The organism is Pseudomonas sp. TCU-HL1 (assembly GCF_001708505.1).
In the GTDB taxonomy this organism is placed as follows: Bacteria; Pseudomonadota; Gammaproteobacteria; order Pseudomonadales; family Pseudomonadaceae; genus Metapseudomonas.
Map to the genome: position 1 here is coordinate 2,826,552 of NZ_CP015992.1, position 13,998 is coordinate 2,840,549.

Consider the following 13,998-nt stretch of genomic DNA (forward strand, 5'->3'; position numbering starts at 1 on the left):
GCTCCTAGAGGAATGCTCAGTTGGTGTAGTCGAAGCGCTTGGCCAGCCACAGCAGGCTCTGCTCCAGGGCCAGGCCTACCAGGCCGACGATGATGATGGCGATGAGGATGTGCTCGACGTTCAGGTTGTTCCATTCGTCCCACACCCAGAAGCCCAGGCCAGTGCCGCCGGTGAGCATTTCCGCCGCCACTATCACCAGCCAGGCGACGCCGATGGCCAGGCGGATGCCGGTCATCAGGTGCGGCAGCACGGCGGGGAAGAGGATGTGGGTGAGTACCTTGAACTCGGAGAGCTTCAGCACCCGCGCCACGTTGAGGTAGTCCTGCGGCACGCTGGCCACCCCGGCGGCGGTGTTGAGGATGATCGGCCAGATGGAGCTGATGAAGATCACCCAGATCGACGCGGGGCCGGCGGCCTCGAACACCAGCAGCCCGATGGGCAGCCAGGCCAGCGGGGAAACCGGCCGCAGCAGGCTGATGATGGGCGACAGCATCCCGGCGAGGAAGGCGAAGCGGCCGATGGCAAAACCCAGCGGAATGCCCACCAGCGCGGCCATGCCGAAGCCCAGGCCGACCCGGCCCAGCGAGTGCAGGATATTCCAGCCGATGCCCATGTCGTTGGGGCCGTTGTCGTAGAAGGGATCGGCGAAGAGTTCCAGCGCCGAATGCCAGGTCGACAGTGGTCCCGGCAATCCCTCGCTGCGCGCCGCGACCAGGGCCCAGAGGCCGACGAACAACAGCAGGCCGAGCAGAGGCGGGACCAGTGCCCGCGCCAGGTTGCGGAAGGTCTCCGCGCCGGGCCAGGCCAGGCGCGGGGCGTTGCTGGGTACAGCCTTGGCTGCCGCCGGCAACGGCGTGTTCAAAGGAGCATTCATGGTGGCCTCCTGGTTCAGGCTTTGATGGCGAAGGATTGCGCGTAGGCGGCGGGGTTGGAGCCGTCCCACAGCTTGCCGTCCATCAGGGTGCTGCCGCGCATGGCGGTGGTCGGCACCGGAAGGCCGAGGGCGCTGGCCGCTTCGCTGAACAGCCTGGTCTGGTTGACTTGGGCGGCGACGGCCGCGTAATCCGGGTCCTGCTTGATCAGGCCCCAGCGCTTGAACTGGGTCATGAACCACATGCCGTCGGAGAGGTAGGGGAAGTTCACCTGGCAGTCCTTGCAGAAGGCCATGGCGTGCTTGTCATCCCATTTGTTGCCCAGGCCGTCCTCGTAGTGTCCGAGGAAGCGCTGTTCGATGACGTCCACCGGCGCGTTCACATAGGCCTTGCCGGCGATCAGTTTGGCGGTGGCTTTCTTGTTTTCCACGCTGGCCTCGATAAAGCGGCTTGCATCGAGCAGCGCCATCACCAGGGCCCGCGCCGTATTGGGGTTCTGCTCGACGAACTCGCGGGAGCAACCCAGCACCTTCTCCGGGTGGTCCGCCCAGATCTGCTGGGTGGTGGTGGCGGTGAAACCGATCTTGTCGAAGATGGCCCGCGCGCCCCAGGGTTCGCCCACGCAGAAACCGTCCATGTTGCCGACGCGCATGTTGGCGACCATCTGCGGCGGCGGCACGGTGATGGTCTTCACATCGGTCATGGGGTTGATGCCATAGCTGGCCAGCCAGTAGTAGAGCCACATGGCATGGGTGCCGGTAGGGAAGGTCTGGGCGAAGGTCAGCGGGTTGCCGCCTTTTTTGATATGAGCGGCGAGCTGTTCGCCGTTGGTCACGCCGGCTTCCTTCAACTGGCGGGAGAGGGTGATGGCCTGGCCGTTCTGGTTCAGCCCCATGAGCACCGCCATGTTCTTCTGCGGTCCGGCCACGCCGAGTTGGGAGCCGTACATCATGCCGTAGAGCACGTGGGAGGCATCCAGCTCGCCGGTGTTCAACTTGTCGCGCACACCCGCCCAGGAGGCTTCCTTGCTGGGCGTGATGGTGAGGCCGTACTTGGCGGCGAAACCCTGGGTGGCGGCGACCACCACCGAGGCGCAATCGGTCAGGGGAATGAAACCGACCTTCAGGGCGGCCTTTTCCGGGGCGTCCGAGCCAGCGGCCCAGGCCGCGCTGCGCAGGAAACCGGGGGCGGAAAGCCCCAGGGCGGCCACGCCGCCGACGGTGCCGGCGATGGCGATGGACTGCTTGAGGAAGTTACGGCGGCTGTTGTTCACCGGGTCTTTGGAATCACGTTCGCTCATGGTGTTGTCCTTGTCGGAAGGCAAAACAAAAACGGCGTACGCCAGAGCTCCCGAGAAGGGGAGGAGCTCTGACGGACGCCGTTGTCCGAGATCCGCGGCCCACCGCCGTTGGCGCGCTACGCAGGAATCTGTCGAGGGACGTGCAAAGGCCTTGCCAGATTCTCCTGTCATCAGGTGAACGACACCGATGCGTGCCTTGGTAGCCTACGATTACCTTGTAAATCAGCGACTTGCCCTTCATGTGCTACGGCAGAGCTGAGTGGCCAAGTGGTCCATTGACGTGCGAAGCCTGTGCAGCCTGAACAGTTTTGGTTCGTCCGGCGTATAGCGCCTAGTGCGGATTTTGTAGGTTGGTGGAGAGCGAAGCGAAGCCCAACAAAGAGTGCGCAGCGCTCTCGAGCTTGTTGCCAGGGAATGTTGGGCTTCGCAGGCTCAGACCAGCGTGGCCAATAATTACATTTCGGTGTTCCAGCATTTCATCCCGCCAGGCATCCGACTTGCTTACGTGTGTTCGTGGCAAATTTCCGCTACTTGAGAGGCTTTCCCGGTCCACCAAGCCAACTGACAAAGAACTTGGAGAAGTCCGGGTTAAGTAGGTCGAGGCCAGCGACCTTGCTCGTCGTCCTGGATCAATCCTGGATCAGGAGTTCGATGATCGGGCAGTTCACATCGCCTGTGTTCGCATCGCATTGGCGTATCAGCTCATTCAGAGCCCGATGCATCGCCGCCAGCGCAGTCAGCTTCGCTTCGATGAGTTGTGCCTTGTGAGCGGCCAGTGACCGGACATCCGCACAGCAGCGGCCATCGGCCAGCGCCAGGAGGCTGCTTACTTCTGCCAGGGTGAACCCGAGAGACTGGGCCCGCTTGATGAAGCGCAGGCGCTTGACCTGGTCGGGCGTATAGCGCCGCTGCCCGTCCACCGACTTGGCCGGCTGTTCCAGCAGGCCCTGGCGCTGGTAATAGCGCACTGTCTCGACCCCAACGCCGGCCAACGCCGCCACCCTGCCGATACTGAGTCGCTCGGTCATCGTCGCCCCTTGAATCCGTACCTGGGTACAGGCATTAGACTAGTTGAGAGGCAGGTCCTCCCCAGGCAAATGTCATGGCCTTCATCACGGTGACCCGCGCGTTGTTCGCCAGCGTGCTGACTGGGATGGGGGCGTCGTTGTGCTGCTACGGACCCGCAATCCTGATGGCGCTGGGGGTCGGAGCCTGGGCGCTGTACCTGACCACCGTGTCCTCTTATCGACCTTTGCTGGTCGGGTTAACTTTGCTTTGCCTGGGCTTTGCGCTTAATCGCCTTTATCTGTTGCCGGCCTATGCGGCGAACTGGTCGCGTGCCCAGCGATGCGCACTGGCACGCCAGCGGCGCTGGTTCTGGTGGACGGCAACCCTGGTGCTGGGCTTGCTTGCGGCGCCCTGGCTTGCGCCCCTGTTCCGTTGAGCGCAGCGTTTCACCCACCTCCTCGACAGACCGGAGGTCAGAATGCCTGGCATCACGCTCGATTCCGACCTTAGGTGTCCGAACTGTGGCTTCATCATGCGGATGACCATGCCCACGGACGCCTGTCAGTACTTCCATATATGCAGTCGCTGCCAGGCCGTCCTGCGGCCCAAACCCGGCGATTGCTGCGTCTTTTGCTCCTATGGTTCCGTGAAGTGTCCGCCACGCCAGCGACAGCAGGAACGTTAAGGCGCCCCTTGCTGGCTGGCGAGCTGCCACTGTGGGTAGAACAAGACCAGCCGCCCTGGAGGTTGACGCAGCCCCAAGGCTGGACTCAGCTTGGTGAAACTCGAGGTCTTTGAAGCGCCAGGAGCATCACGATGCGGGATACCGACGAAAGCGGACAACTCCTGGGAGGGCTACTGACTGCCGTCGCTCTGCAAGACCGTAATGCTTTCGCCGCGCTGTATCGGCTAACGTCGGCCAAGCTGTTCGGGATCTGCCTGCGCATGCTGCCGCAACGAAGCGACGCCGAAGATGTGCTCCAGGAGGTGTATGTCACCATCTGGCACAAGGCCGCGCAGTATGACCACCAACGGGCCAGTCCGATCACCTGGTTAGCGATGGTCGCCCGCAACAAGGCCATCGACCGACTGCGTGCTGCCACCCAACGGCATCACGAGCCGCTTGAGTTGCTCGAGCCCGTGTCGGGCGCCCAGCGTATCGAGGACGCCGTCGCGATGGATGTCGAGCGGCTGCGCCTTGACCGCTGCCTGGGCAGCCTGGAGGAAAAGCAACGCGCGGCGATCCGTACGGCGTTCTTCGACGGCTGCACCTATGAGGATTTGGCCCAACGTAGCGGCGTGCCTCTGGGAACCTTGAAGAGCTGGATTCGACGGGGCTTGCTACGCCTCAAGGAGTGTCTGGAACGATGACCCCCACCGACGCCCCCACCGACCGCGACGACGATTTACGGATCGCCGAATACGTCCTGGGCGTGCTGAACGCCCGGGAACGTGAAACCGTGGAAGCCCAGATCGCGAGCAGTGCGGAGTTCGCCCGACGCCACGCCGCCTGGCAGGAGCGTCTGGCGCCCCTGGTCGAAGAGATTGAGCCGATTCCTGTACCGAATGACCTGTGGTCGAGGATCGAGGCCCAGCTGGACCTGGCGACGGCACCGGCGCGCCAAAGGCCGGTGCCGGCAGAGAAACCGGCCACCTTCTGGGACAACCTCGCACTGTGGCGCTGGGCCGGTGTGGGCGGCCTGGCCCTGAGTCTGGTCCTGGGCAGCGTGATGCTGTGGTCCAGCCTACCCATCGGAATTACTTCGCAGCCGACTCTCGCCGCAACGCTGCAACTGGACAGTGGCCAAGCGGTATTCGCGGTCACAGTTGATCCGTCACGGGAGCGGCTCGTCATCATCCCCACCGCTCCCGTCGACCTGGTCGATAGGGCGGCGGAGCTCTGGCTGATTGCCCCGGGGCAACAACCCGTCTCCCTGGGCCTGCTCGCCAGCGACCGCGCGCTGAGTCTGGCGATACCGCCCAACCTGCAGGACAGCGCCCAGCCCAAGACCCTGTTCGCCGTCTCGCTAGAGCCCCCCGGTGGTTCGCCCACTGGACAACCCACCGGACCGGTCATCGCCAAGGGTGAAATCTTCAGTTTCTGAGTGCATCCAGCCAGCGAGTTGCTCCGTACCTTCTACGCGTCTCGATTGGACGCCTACTTGAACTACGGAGATGCACCATGAACCTGATTCGTCATAGCCTGGCTACCGTCTTTCTCGTCGTCGCCACGAGCAGCGCCTTGCCCGCCCTTGCTGCAGAGAGCGTGATGGTTGGCGGCGCCCCCATGTACCCCAGCAAGACCATCGTCGAGAACGCCATGCACTCCAAGGACCACACGACCCTGGTGGCCGCCGTGAAGGCCGCGGGGCTGGTCGACACGCTCAACAGCAAGGGCCCGTTCACCGTCTTTGCTCCCACCAACGAAGCCTTTGCCGCACTCCCGGCGGGGACCGTCGACGGCCTGCTGAAGCCTGCCAACAAGGCGACCCTGAGCAAGATCCTGACTTACCACGTGGTGCCCGGTAACTACAGCGCCCACGACTTGATGGCCGCGATCAGGAAAGGCGGTGGCTGGATCAAGCTGACCACCGTGGAAGGTGAGCCGCTGACCATCAAGGATGACGGGAAGATGCTGTGGATCACCGATGCCAAGGGGATCACATCCAGCGTCACCATTGCCGACGTCAAGCAGTCAAACGGCGTTATCCATGTGGTCGACAAGGTGCTGATGCCCAAGTAGCCCGGAGTTGTGGCGGAGCCGCCCAGCTTTGCGGCCCCGCCACAACCCACTGCCCCCTCGGTGCTAGCAGCACCCTCTGCGAGGAACTCCATCATGCGTACCTCCATCCGCCAAATGTTTCCCACCAGAGCGCCGCTCATTCTGCTAATGGCCTTGCTCGCCGCGGGCCTGCTCGCCAGTGAGTTGACCCTGGCCGCTTCGCTGTCCGATCCGCAGCGTCCCATTGCGGTTAACCAGACCGATGGCTTCGGCAACGAGCGCCTGGTTGCCTTTACCTATTTCCAGAACTTCGATTGCGTGCACGGCCCCTTCGACAATTTCGACAACAACACCGATGCCCAGGGCAACCCCAAGGTCGCCGCGATCGACCCGGACCAGTTCCAGACGGGTGATCCCCGTGCTGGGCAAACCTCGGGCTGCGTAGTGGGCGTTCAATCGGGTCTGGACCCGGCGGGCAAGCCCGTTGGGCAGACTGAGAAACTGTTCGTCATCGTGCCTTTTTTCGACAAGGGCGGTGAGGCGGCCACTCCCGAGTTGACGGCGGCGTTGCGCCAGTTGTTCGGCTTCGTCCCGGAAGCCTTCAACCCGACACCGCAGGTGGCGGTGCAATGTCCGGAGCCAGGCCAGCCGCTGACCCAGCACAAGGGGGACTTCGGCACCTGCACCATGCATCCCAAGCAGGTGGACCTGGGGCCGGTGCTGACGGCGCTGGGCAAGAACCCGGACAAGCACCCCGTCAACGTGCCGCTGCCCAATCACAGTCACATCATTCGCGGTGCCAACTTCGGCGCCGTGTGGTGGCAAATCGTGGTCGTATTGATCAATGACGCCAATTTCTGGCCGGATGTGAATGGGCTGACGCCTTCCGGGCAAATGCTCAACTCGGTCGAAGCGCTGCGTGCCGCACAGAGCGCCGGCAAGGCTTCGGCGGACGTGCCAAGCAACTTCTTCCTGTTCTTTGATTCACGGCAGTTCTCGCATTGAGGCAAGCCTTACCGGCGCCAGCTTGGTGCAGGCCGTCATCATCGCTTTGTACGCCGAGATGTATGGCTTCCCGCCTGCTGACGGGCTTCTCCGGTCATCTGTGGGCCACTTTGCTGGGCTACGCCAGAACTCTAATCTCAACCTGCTTGCCAAGGCCCGCTACGCGGTCATTTCAGCGTCTGACCGGCCTTGGCAATGGCGCTCCAGGATTTGCCGCCATCCTTCGACACGTAGACGTCACGCTTGAAGGTGGCCATCGCCCACTCCTGCGGCTGGGTCGGGTTTTGTGCCAGGTAGGCCACGGCATCTTTTTTCAGCTCGGGCACGCTGAGCGGGGTAACCTGGCCGGTCGCAAGCTCCAGCCTCGACAGCTTCGCGCCGTTACCGTAGCTACCGAACCACAGGCTGTTACCGTCCAGGCTGAAGGCGAGGCCCACGGTCTGTTCGCCCTGGCTGAGGGCCTGGAAGCTCTGGCCGGCATCGCGTGACACGTACAAGCCGGTGCTGGTCGTCAGTGCGACTACTTTGCTGTCGGTCGGATGCACCGCCAGGGCGACGGGCGCTTCAGATAGCCCCTGCGCGGCTGCGCGTTGCCAGTTGAGGCCGCCATTCAGGCTGAAGTACAGGCCGGGCGCGCTCATGCGCGAATTCGGCCGACCATTGAAAACATACAGCGCGCCGTTGTCGAAACCGGCGGCCAGCAGGTGGAAGTCCGCCTCGCCCTGCAGGCCCAGCTGTTGCCAGGTGCGGCCGTCATCGCTGCTCTTGATCAGGCCGAAGGGGTTGGTCAGGCCGCTGCCTTGGGCCGGATGACCGCTGCTGTAGATTGCCCGGCGGGTCACGGCATAGCCCATGTAGTCGTGTTCCGGTCCGGCGGCCTTGCGCCAGCGTCCGGCGCTGTAGATGGCCAGCCCGTGGTGGCTGGGAATCGATAGCCGTTGACCGTCCGGACTGTATGCCAGGCCATGCACATGCGTAAGGGTAACCGCCGCGTCACCGCACGCGGTGAGCAGCGCGAAGGCCATCAGACATCCGAGCGTCATCGCTCGGTGTAGTCGCTGTTTCAGTTGCATTGTCAGTCCTCCAGGATCATTCGTTGAAGCGCGTCTGCGTTCGTGACGGCAATCAAAGGCCTTTTCATATAGCGGCTCCGTTATGGGCGGTGGCTACAGTAGGGAGGTGCCGGCGACGCATCAGGCGGTAGGCGGCCGGCAGGACGAACAGGGACAGCAGGGGCGCGGTGACCATGCCGCCGACCATGGGCGCGGCGATACGACTCATGATTTCGCTGCCGGTACCGCTGCCCCAGAGGATCGGCAGCAAACCGGCGATGATCACCGCCACCGTCATGGCCTTGGGCCGCACGCGCTGCACGGCCCCTTCGCGAATCGCCGCAAGGAGCCCGCGCTCGCTGGCGTCGCCGGCATCCTCGCGTTCGGTCCAGGCATTCTTCAGGTAGAGCAGCATGATCACGCCGAACTCGGCGGCGACACCAGCCAGGGCGATGAAGCCCACGCCGGTGGCCACCGACAGGTTGTAGCCGAGCAGGTAGAGGAACCACACCCCACCGGTGAGGGCGAAGGGCAGGGTGGCCATGATCAGGAAGGCCTCGTCGAAACGGGCGAAGGTCAGGTAGAGCAAGACGAAGATGATCAGCAGCGTGGCTGGTACCACCAACTTGAGCCGCGCGTTGGCCCGTTCGAGGAATTCGAACTGCCCCGAGTAGGCCAGGCTCATGCCCGGCTGTAGCTTGACCTGTTCGCTAACGACCTGGCGCAGGTCCGCCACCACGGAGGCGATGTCCCGGCCACGCACGTCGATGTAGACCCAGCCGGACGGCCGCGCATTTTCGCTTTTCAGCATGGGCGGGCCGTCATTGACGCGAATGCGGGCCACGGTGCCCAAGGTGATCTGCAGGCCCTGCGGCGTGTAGATCGGCAGTTGCTCCAGGGCACCGGGCGAATCGCGCCACTCCCGTGGGTAGCGCACGCTGATAGGGAAGCGCGCCAGTCCCTCGACGGTTTCGCCAATGGTCTCACCGCCGATGGCACTGGCGACGATCGACTGCACGTCGGCGATGTTCAGCCCGTAGCGCGCCGCGGCTTGGCGGTCAATATCCACGTCGATGTAGCGCCCGCCGGTGAGGCGTTCGGCTAGCGCCGAACTGACGCCCGGCACCGTCTTGGCGGCGCGTTCGACTGCCTGGGTGGCGGCATCGATATCCGCGAGATTAGGGCCGGCGACCTTGACCCCGATCGGGCTCTTGATTCCGGTGGCGAGCATGTCGATGCGGTTGCGGATCGGCGGAATCCAGATATTGGTCAGTCCCGGCACCTTGACCACCCGATCCAACTCCTCCACCAGCTTTTCCGGGGTCATGCCGGGCCGCCACTGCTCGCGTGGCTTGAACTGGATGGTGGTCTCGAACATCTCCAGGGGCGCTGGGTCGGTCGCGGTCTCGGCGCGCCCGGCCTTGCCGAAGACGTGTTCGACTTCCGGGACCGTCTTGATCAGCCGATCAGTGATCTGCAGCAGCTGGCTGGCCTTCTGCGCCGACAGGCCGGGTAGCGCCGAGGGCATGTAGAGCAGGTCGCCCTCATCCAGCGGCGGGAGGAATTCGCCGCCCAGCCGCGAAACCGGCCACAGGGCGCTCAGGAAGATCAGGAAGGCCGCCGCCAGGGTGAGCTTGGGATGGCGCAGCACCTGGTCCAGGGCGGGCTGGTAGATCCGGATCAGCCAGCGGTTCAGCGGGTTCTGCTCCTCCTTGGGGATATGCCCACGAATCCAGTAGCCCATCAGCACCGGTACCAGGGTCACCGATAGCCCGGCGGCCGCCGCCATGGCGTAGGTCTTGGTGAAGGCCAGCGGGCCGAACAGCCGGCCTTCCTGGGCCTCCAGTGTGAACACCGGGATGAACGACAAGGTGATGATCAGCAGGCAGAAGAACAGCGCCGGCCCGACCTCTGCGGCGGCCTCGGTCATCACGTGCCAGTGATGCTCACCTTTCAGCGTCTCGCCGGGATGGGCGGAATGCCAGGCCTCGATCTTCTTATGGGCGTTCTCGATCATCACCACCGCGGCGTCCACCATGGCACCGATGGCGATGGCGATCCCGCCCAGGGACATGATGTTGGCGTTGATCCCCTGGTAGCGCATGACGGTGAAGGCGATCAGCACGCCGATCGGCAGGGAGATGATCGCCACCAGCGAGGAACGCAGGTGCCAGAGGAACACCGCACAGACCAGGGCGACCACGATGAATTCCTCCAGCAGCTTGTGGCTGAGGTTTTCCACGGCACGATCGATCAACTGGCTGCGGTCATAGGTGGTGACCAACTCCACCCCGGCCGGCAGGCTTTTCTGCAGTTCGTGCAGCTTGGCCTTGACCGCGGCGATGGTCTCGCGGGCGTTCTTGCCGCTGCGCAGGATCACCACGCCACCGACGGTCTCGCCCTCGCCGTCGAGCTCGGTGATGCCTCGGCGCATCTCCGGCCCTTGCTGAATGGTCGCCACGTCGCCGAGGGTGACCGGTATGCCGCCGGCGCTGAGTTTGAGCGGCACGGAGCGGAAGTCGTCCAGCGTTTTCAGGTAGCCGGAGGCGCGCACCATGAATTCGGCCTCGGCCATCGTCAGCACGGCGCCGCCGGTTTCCTGATTGGCCTTGCCGATGGCGTCGATCACCGCATCCTGAGTGAGCCCCTGACTGGCCAGGCGGATTGGGTCCAGTACCACCTGGTACTGCTTGACCATGCCGCCCACGGTGGCCACCTCGGCGACGTTGGGCAGTGTCTTCAGCTCGAACTTGAGGAACCAGTCCTGTAGGGCGCGCAGTTGCGCCAGGTCATGCCCGCCACTGCGGTCCACCAGGGCGTATTGGAAGATCCAGCCGACTCCGGTGGCGTCCGGCCCGAGTGCGGGCTTGGCGGTGGCGGGCAGGCGCCCCTGGATCTGACTGAGGTATTCCAGCACCCGCGAGCGCGCCCAATAGAGATCGGTACCGTTGTCGAAGATCACGTAGACGAAGCTGTCGCCAAAGAAGGAATACGCCCGCACGGTTTTTGCCCCCGGCACCGAGAGCATGGTGGTGGCCAGTGGATAGGTGACCTGGTTCTCGACGATCTGCGGCGCTTGGCCTGGGTACGGCGTGCGGATGATCACCTGGACGTCGGAGAGGTCCGGCAACGCGTCGATCGGCGTGGTCTGTACGGACCAGATGCCCCAGGCGGTGGCGAACAGCGTGGCCAGGATCACCAGAAAGCGGTTTGCTACCGACCAACGAATCAGCGTGGCAATCATGGCTGGCCTCCCTGTTTCTCCAGGCGCTCGACCAGCAGACCGCTGTCGCTTTGGCGCACGGCGACGCGCACCTTGTCGCCGGCCTTGATGCCGACCATCAGAGCCGGGTCAGCCAGCGGGAAGGTCATGGTCATGCCGGGCATGCCCAACGTCTTGAACGGCCCGTGGGCCAGGGTTACCCCGGCATTGTCGATGGCCATGACTTGCGCTTCAGCCTCGTGCAGCACGGGCGCTGCCGTGGTCGTGAGTTGTTCTGCAGTAGGGGCGGTCAGGCCTTTCAGGCTGGCTTCGGAATCCAGCAGGAATTGCCCGGAGGCGACCACCTGCTGGCCTTCCGTGAGCCCTTGGGTGACCACGGTCTGGCCGGCGCTTTCCGGCCCGAGTCGGACTTCCACCGGCCGGTAGCGCCCACCGTCTTCGGCGAGCATCACCAGGGCGCGGCGGCCGGTGCGGATGATGGCTTCGCTGGGCAGCCACAGCACGTTCTGTGCCGTGGACCGGTTCAGGCGGACCTGCGCGGTCATACCAGGCCGCAGGCGGCCGTCCGGATTGGGCAGTTCTACCCGCACCCGCAGCGTGCGGCTGTCCGGATTGGTCTCCGGCAGGATCGCATCGACAGTGCCCGCCAACACTTCGCCGGGAAACGCGGGCAAGCGCGCTTCAACTGCCTGGCCCTGGGCGATGGCCCCGGCCTCGGCTTCCGGAACCGCCAGGCTGAGCCAGACGCTGTCGAGGCCGTTGACCCGGGCCAGGGTGGCGCCTGCCGCTACGGTCATGCCGTTGCGTACGTCCAGTTCCTGCACTACACCGCCGATGGGGCTGTCCAGGGTCAGGACCGCTTGCGGCTTGCCGCTACGTTCCACCTGGTGAATCAGCGCCGCCGGCATGCCGGCGAGGCGCAGACGTTGGCGGGCCGCAGCCAGCAGGCCGGCATCACCGCTGTGCTTCAGGGCGAGGAACTCTTCCTGGGCGGCGGCCCAGTCCGGAATCAGAAGGTCGACCAGCGGCGCCCCAGCCTGGAGCACATCGCCCGGCGCCCGGGCATAGACCCGCTCGACGAAGCCATCGGCGCGGGCCTGGACTACCGCCACCTCGCGTTCGTTGAAAGCGAGTACGCCAATCACCTCCAAGCTGTTGGCGAGTGAGCCCCGGGTGACGGAGGCCAGTCGCAATCCGAGGTTCTGGGTCAGGCTGGGGTCAATGCGAATGGCAGAGGTCTCCGCAGCAGCATCGGCGTACTGCGGGATCATTTCCATGTCCATGAAGGGCGACTTCCCCGGCTTGTCGAACTTCTGCTGCGGGTACATGGGGTCGTACCAGTACAGCACCTTGCGGCCGTCCTGGGTCGCTGTGACGGGCTTGGCCGGCGAGCCCGAAACCTCTGCCATGCGGGAGTTGGCGTACCAGTAGCCGCCCGCCAACCCAAGGGCAATCGACAAGCCGCTCAGCAGCGCGCTTTTCCAAAGTCGTGCGCTCATGGATGGTTCTCCCCGTAGGTGAAATGGAGCCTGGCGCTGGTCAGGGCGCGCTGGCCCTCGACGTCGATCTGCTTCAGACGTGCCTCAATCAGTTCGCGGCGCGCCGCGATGACGGAGGACAGGTCGCCCGTGCCGGCGCGGTAGCTGGTCGTGGTCAGGTCGACTTTCTCCTGCGCCAGGGGCAGCAGGCTTTCTCGGCCGCGGAGGACAGCCCGTTCCAGGCGCTGGTAGTCCGCCAAATCCGCTTCCAGTTGCTCGGCATGCTCGCGGGTCAGGGCTTCGCGCTCGGCCTCCAGCTGGTTGAGTTCGGCGTGGCGGGCGGCAATCGTGGGGTTCTGCCGGGAGCCGGGGAACAACGGCAGGTCGAAGGTGAACTGCACGCTCACCATGTCGCCGAACTCGCGCCCCCGGCGCTGGTAATCGACCTCCCAGCTCCAGTCGGATTTCTTCTCCGCCTCGGCCTCTCGCACTTTGGCTTCCGCCTCGCGAGTGATGGGGGCGAAGGCCGTCAATTCGGGATGTTGTTGCAGTTTGTGGGTGAAGCCGGGAGCTTTGATCGGCCACACCGGGAGGTCGCCCATCAAGGGGGCGTCCGCCGCGGGGCCTATCCAACGCCGCAACCCGGCGCGAGCCTGGGCGTGCTGACTGTCCAGTTCATCCTGCCGTTCAGCCAGTTCGGCCGCCTCCTGTTTGGCGGTAACCGCGTCCGAAGCCGGTGCACGTCCCCCGGCGATCTGCGCGCGCACGGTGGTGGCCAGCAGGCGATTCTCACGGAAGAACTCTTCAAATAGGGCCTGCTTGCGCTCCACCGAATGGCGGGTGATCCATGCCTCAGCCGTAGCCTGGCGAACCTTCAGGCGCTCGACGCGGCCCTCCGCGGCGGCGCGTTCGATGGCCGCATTGGCGACTTCTCTACGCGCCCGACGTTTGTCGCGGTTGGGCATTTCCTGCATGACCCCGACCATCTGCATGGTCATGAAGTCCTGATCGAGGGTCCAGCGGTCAGGGCCGCCCACGGGATAGTTCTGCACGCCGAGCAGCAACTTCGGATCGGGCAACTCACCGGCGGGAATGGCGGCGCTGCTGGCAGCCTGCAGTTTGGAGGCCTGGGCGGTCAGTGATGGAGCGTTTTCCTCGGCCAGGCGCAACGCCTCGTCAAGGGTCAAGTCGGCGGCCAGGCCTGGCAGGGCCATTACGGACGCCACCAGGGCGGCCGCGATGGGCCAACCGGTGCAATAGCGTGTGCGGTTCATCGTCACGATTCCTGTGAGGTTCCACTGCGCGGCGCACGGACGCGCGCGCAGGTCAGCCGCAGCG

Annotated in this window: 13 protein-coding genes; 6 read left to right on the forward strand and 7 right to left on the reverse strand. The window is 64.6% G+C overall.

The window, feature by feature from the left end; translation table 11 throughout:
- Positions 1-16: 16 nt before the first annotated feature.
- The 3 genes from ntrB to THL1_RS13115 all read right to left on the reverse strand — a co-directional run bounded on the left by ntrB (position 17) and on the right by THL1_RS13115 (position 3,200).
- Positions 17-874, reverse strand: a complete 858-nt coding sequence (ntrB, locus tag THL1_RS13105; protein ID WP_069083670.1) for a nitrate ABC transporter permease — start codon at positions 872-874, stop codon at positions 17-19.
- Positions 875-888: 14 nt separating this feature from the next.
- Positions 889-2,172, reverse strand: coding sequence for a CmpA/NrtA family ABC transporter substrate-binding protein (locus THL1_RS13110; RefSeq protein ID WP_069083671.1), 1,284 nt, complete (start codon positions 2,170-2,172; stop codon positions 889-891).
- 629 nt (positions 2,173-2,801) lie between these two features.
- The gene (locus tag THL1_RS13115; protein WP_069083672.1) at positions 2,802-3,200 is read right to left on the reverse strand and encodes a MerR family transcriptional regulator; all 399 of its coding nucleotides are present in this window, start codon (positions 3,198-3,200) and stop codon (positions 2,802-2,804) included.
- Positions 3,201-3,274: 74 nt separating this feature from the next.
- On the opposite strand from THL1_RS13115, the gene THL1_RS13120 reads away from it, so the two are divergent.
- The 6 genes from THL1_RS13120 to THL1_RS13140 all read left to right on the forward strand — a co-directional run bounded on the left by THL1_RS13120 (position 3,275) and on the right by THL1_RS13140 (position 6,907).
- Positions 3,275-3,616 (forward strand): mercuric transporter MerT family protein, encoded by a 342-nt coding sequence (locus tag THL1_RS13120; RefSeq protein ID WP_069083673.1) that lies wholly within the window; start codon positions 3,275-3,277, stop codon positions 3,614-3,616.
- Between the two features lie 42 nt (positions 3,617-3,658).
- Complete coding sequence (locus THL1_RS30630; RefSeq protein ID WP_083245877.1) at positions 3,659-3,865, forward strand: GDCCVxC domain-containing (seleno)protein; 207 nt, start codon at positions 3,659-3,661, stop codon at positions 3,863-3,865.
- Positions 3,866-3,996: 131 nt separating this feature from the next.
- Positions 3,997-4,551 (forward strand): sigma-70 family RNA polymerase sigma factor, encoded by a 555-nt coding sequence (locus THL1_RS13125; RefSeq protein ID WP_069083674.1) that lies wholly within the window; start codon positions 3,997-3,999, stop codon positions 4,549-4,551.
- Positions 4,548-5,285, forward strand: a complete 738-nt coding sequence (locus THL1_RS13130) for an anti-sigma factor (RefSeq protein ID WP_069083675.1) — start codon at positions 4,548-4,550, stop codon at positions 5,283-5,285. The genes THL1_RS13125 and THL1_RS13130 overlap by 4 nt, the downstream gene beginning before the upstream one ends.
- Before the next feature lie 77 nt (positions 5,286-5,362).
- Positions 5,363-5,923 carry a fasciclin domain-containing protein gene (locus tag THL1_RS13135; protein WP_069083676.1) on the forward strand — a complete coding sequence of 187 codons (561 nt, stop codon included), beginning with the start codon at positions 5,363-5,365 and terminating at the stop codon, positions 5,921-5,923.
- Between the two features lie 93 nt (positions 5,924-6,016).
- A complete protein-coding gene (locus tag THL1_RS13140; RefSeq protein ID WP_069083677.1) occupies positions 6,017-6,907 on the forward strand; it encodes a hypothetical protein in 891 nt (296 codons plus the stop codon).
- 167 nt (positions 6,908-7,074) lie between these two features.
- Here THL1_RS13140 and THL1_RS13145 read toward each other — a convergent pair whose 3' ends face one another.
- The 4 genes from THL1_RS13145 to THL1_RS13160 all read right to left on the reverse strand — a co-directional run bounded on the left by THL1_RS13145 (position 7,075) and on the right by THL1_RS13160 (position 13,934).
- Entirely contained in the window at positions 7,075-7,932 is an 858-nt protein-coding gene (locus THL1_RS13145; RefSeq protein ID WP_237234799.1) for a F510_1955 family glycosylhydrolase, read from the reverse strand.
- A gap of 112 nt (positions 7,933-8,044) precedes the next feature.
- Positions 8,045-11,203, reverse strand: coding sequence for an efflux RND transporter permease subunit (locus THL1_RS13150; RefSeq protein ID WP_069083679.1), 3,159 nt, complete (start codon positions 11,201-11,203; stop codon positions 8,045-8,047).
- Entirely contained in the window at positions 11,200-12,681 is a 1,482-nt protein-coding gene (locus THL1_RS13155) for an efflux RND transporter periplasmic adaptor subunit (RefSeq protein WP_069083680.1), read from the reverse strand. The genes THL1_RS13150 and THL1_RS13155 overlap by 4 nt, the downstream gene beginning before the upstream one ends.
- On the reverse strand, positions 12,678-13,934 hold the full coding sequence (locus tag THL1_RS13160) for a TolC family protein (RefSeq protein ID WP_069083681.1): 1,257 nt from the start codon (positions 13,932-13,934) through the stop codon (positions 12,678-12,680). Before THL1_RS13160 ends, THL1_RS13155 begins: the two co-directional genes overlap by 4 nt.
- Between the last annotated feature and the right edge of the window lie 64 nt (positions 13,935-13,998).

Coding starts and splice junctions, on each gene's coding strand:
- ntrB (WP_069083670.1), bottom strand. CDS start 874: ATGAATGCTCCTTTGAACACGCCGTTGCCGGCGGCAGCCAAGGCTGTA.
- THL1_RS13110 (WP_069083671.1), bottom strand. CDS start 2,172: ATGAGCGAACGTGATTCCAAAGACCCGGTGAACAACAGCCGCCGTAAC.
- THL1_RS13115 (WP_069083672.1), bottom strand. CDS start 3,200: ATGACCGAGCGACTCAGTATCGGCAGGGTGGCGGCGTTGGCCGGCGTT.
- THL1_RS13120 (WP_069083673.1), top strand. CDS start 3,275: ATGGCCTTCATCACGGTGACCCGCGCGTTGTTCGCCAGCGTGCTGACT.
- THL1_RS30630 (WP_083245877.1), top strand. CDS start 3,659: ATGCCTGGCATCACGCTCGATTCCGACCTTAGGTGTCCGAACTGTGGC.
- THL1_RS13125 (WP_069083674.1), top strand. CDS start 3,997: ATGCGGGATACCGACGAAAGCGGACAACTCCTGGGAGGGCTACTGACT.
- THL1_RS13130 (WP_069083675.1), top strand. CDS start 4,548: ATGACCCCCACCGACGCCCCCACCGACCGCGACGACGATTTACGGATC.
- THL1_RS13135 (WP_069083676.1), top strand. CDS start 5,363: ATGAACCTGATTCGTCATAGCCTGGCTACCGTCTTTCTCGTCGTCGCC.
- THL1_RS13140 (WP_069083677.1), top strand. CDS start 6,017: ATGCGTACCTCCATCCGCCAAATGTTTCCCACCAGAGCGCCGCTCATT.
- THL1_RS13145 (WP_237234799.1), bottom strand. CDS start 7,932: ATGGCCTTCGCGCTGCTCACCGCGTGCGGTGACGCGGCGGTTACCCTT.
- THL1_RS13150 (WP_069083679.1), bottom strand. CDS start 11,203: ATGATTGCCACGCTGATTCGTTGGTCGGTAGCAAACCGCTTTCTGGTG.
- THL1_RS13155 (WP_069083680.1), bottom strand. CDS start 12,681: ATGAGCGCACGACTTTGGAAAAGCGCGCTGCTGAGCGGCTTGTCGATT.
- THL1_RS13160 (WP_069083681.1), bottom strand. CDS start 13,934: ATGAACCGCACACGCTATTGCACCGGTTGGCCCATCGCGGCCGCCCTG.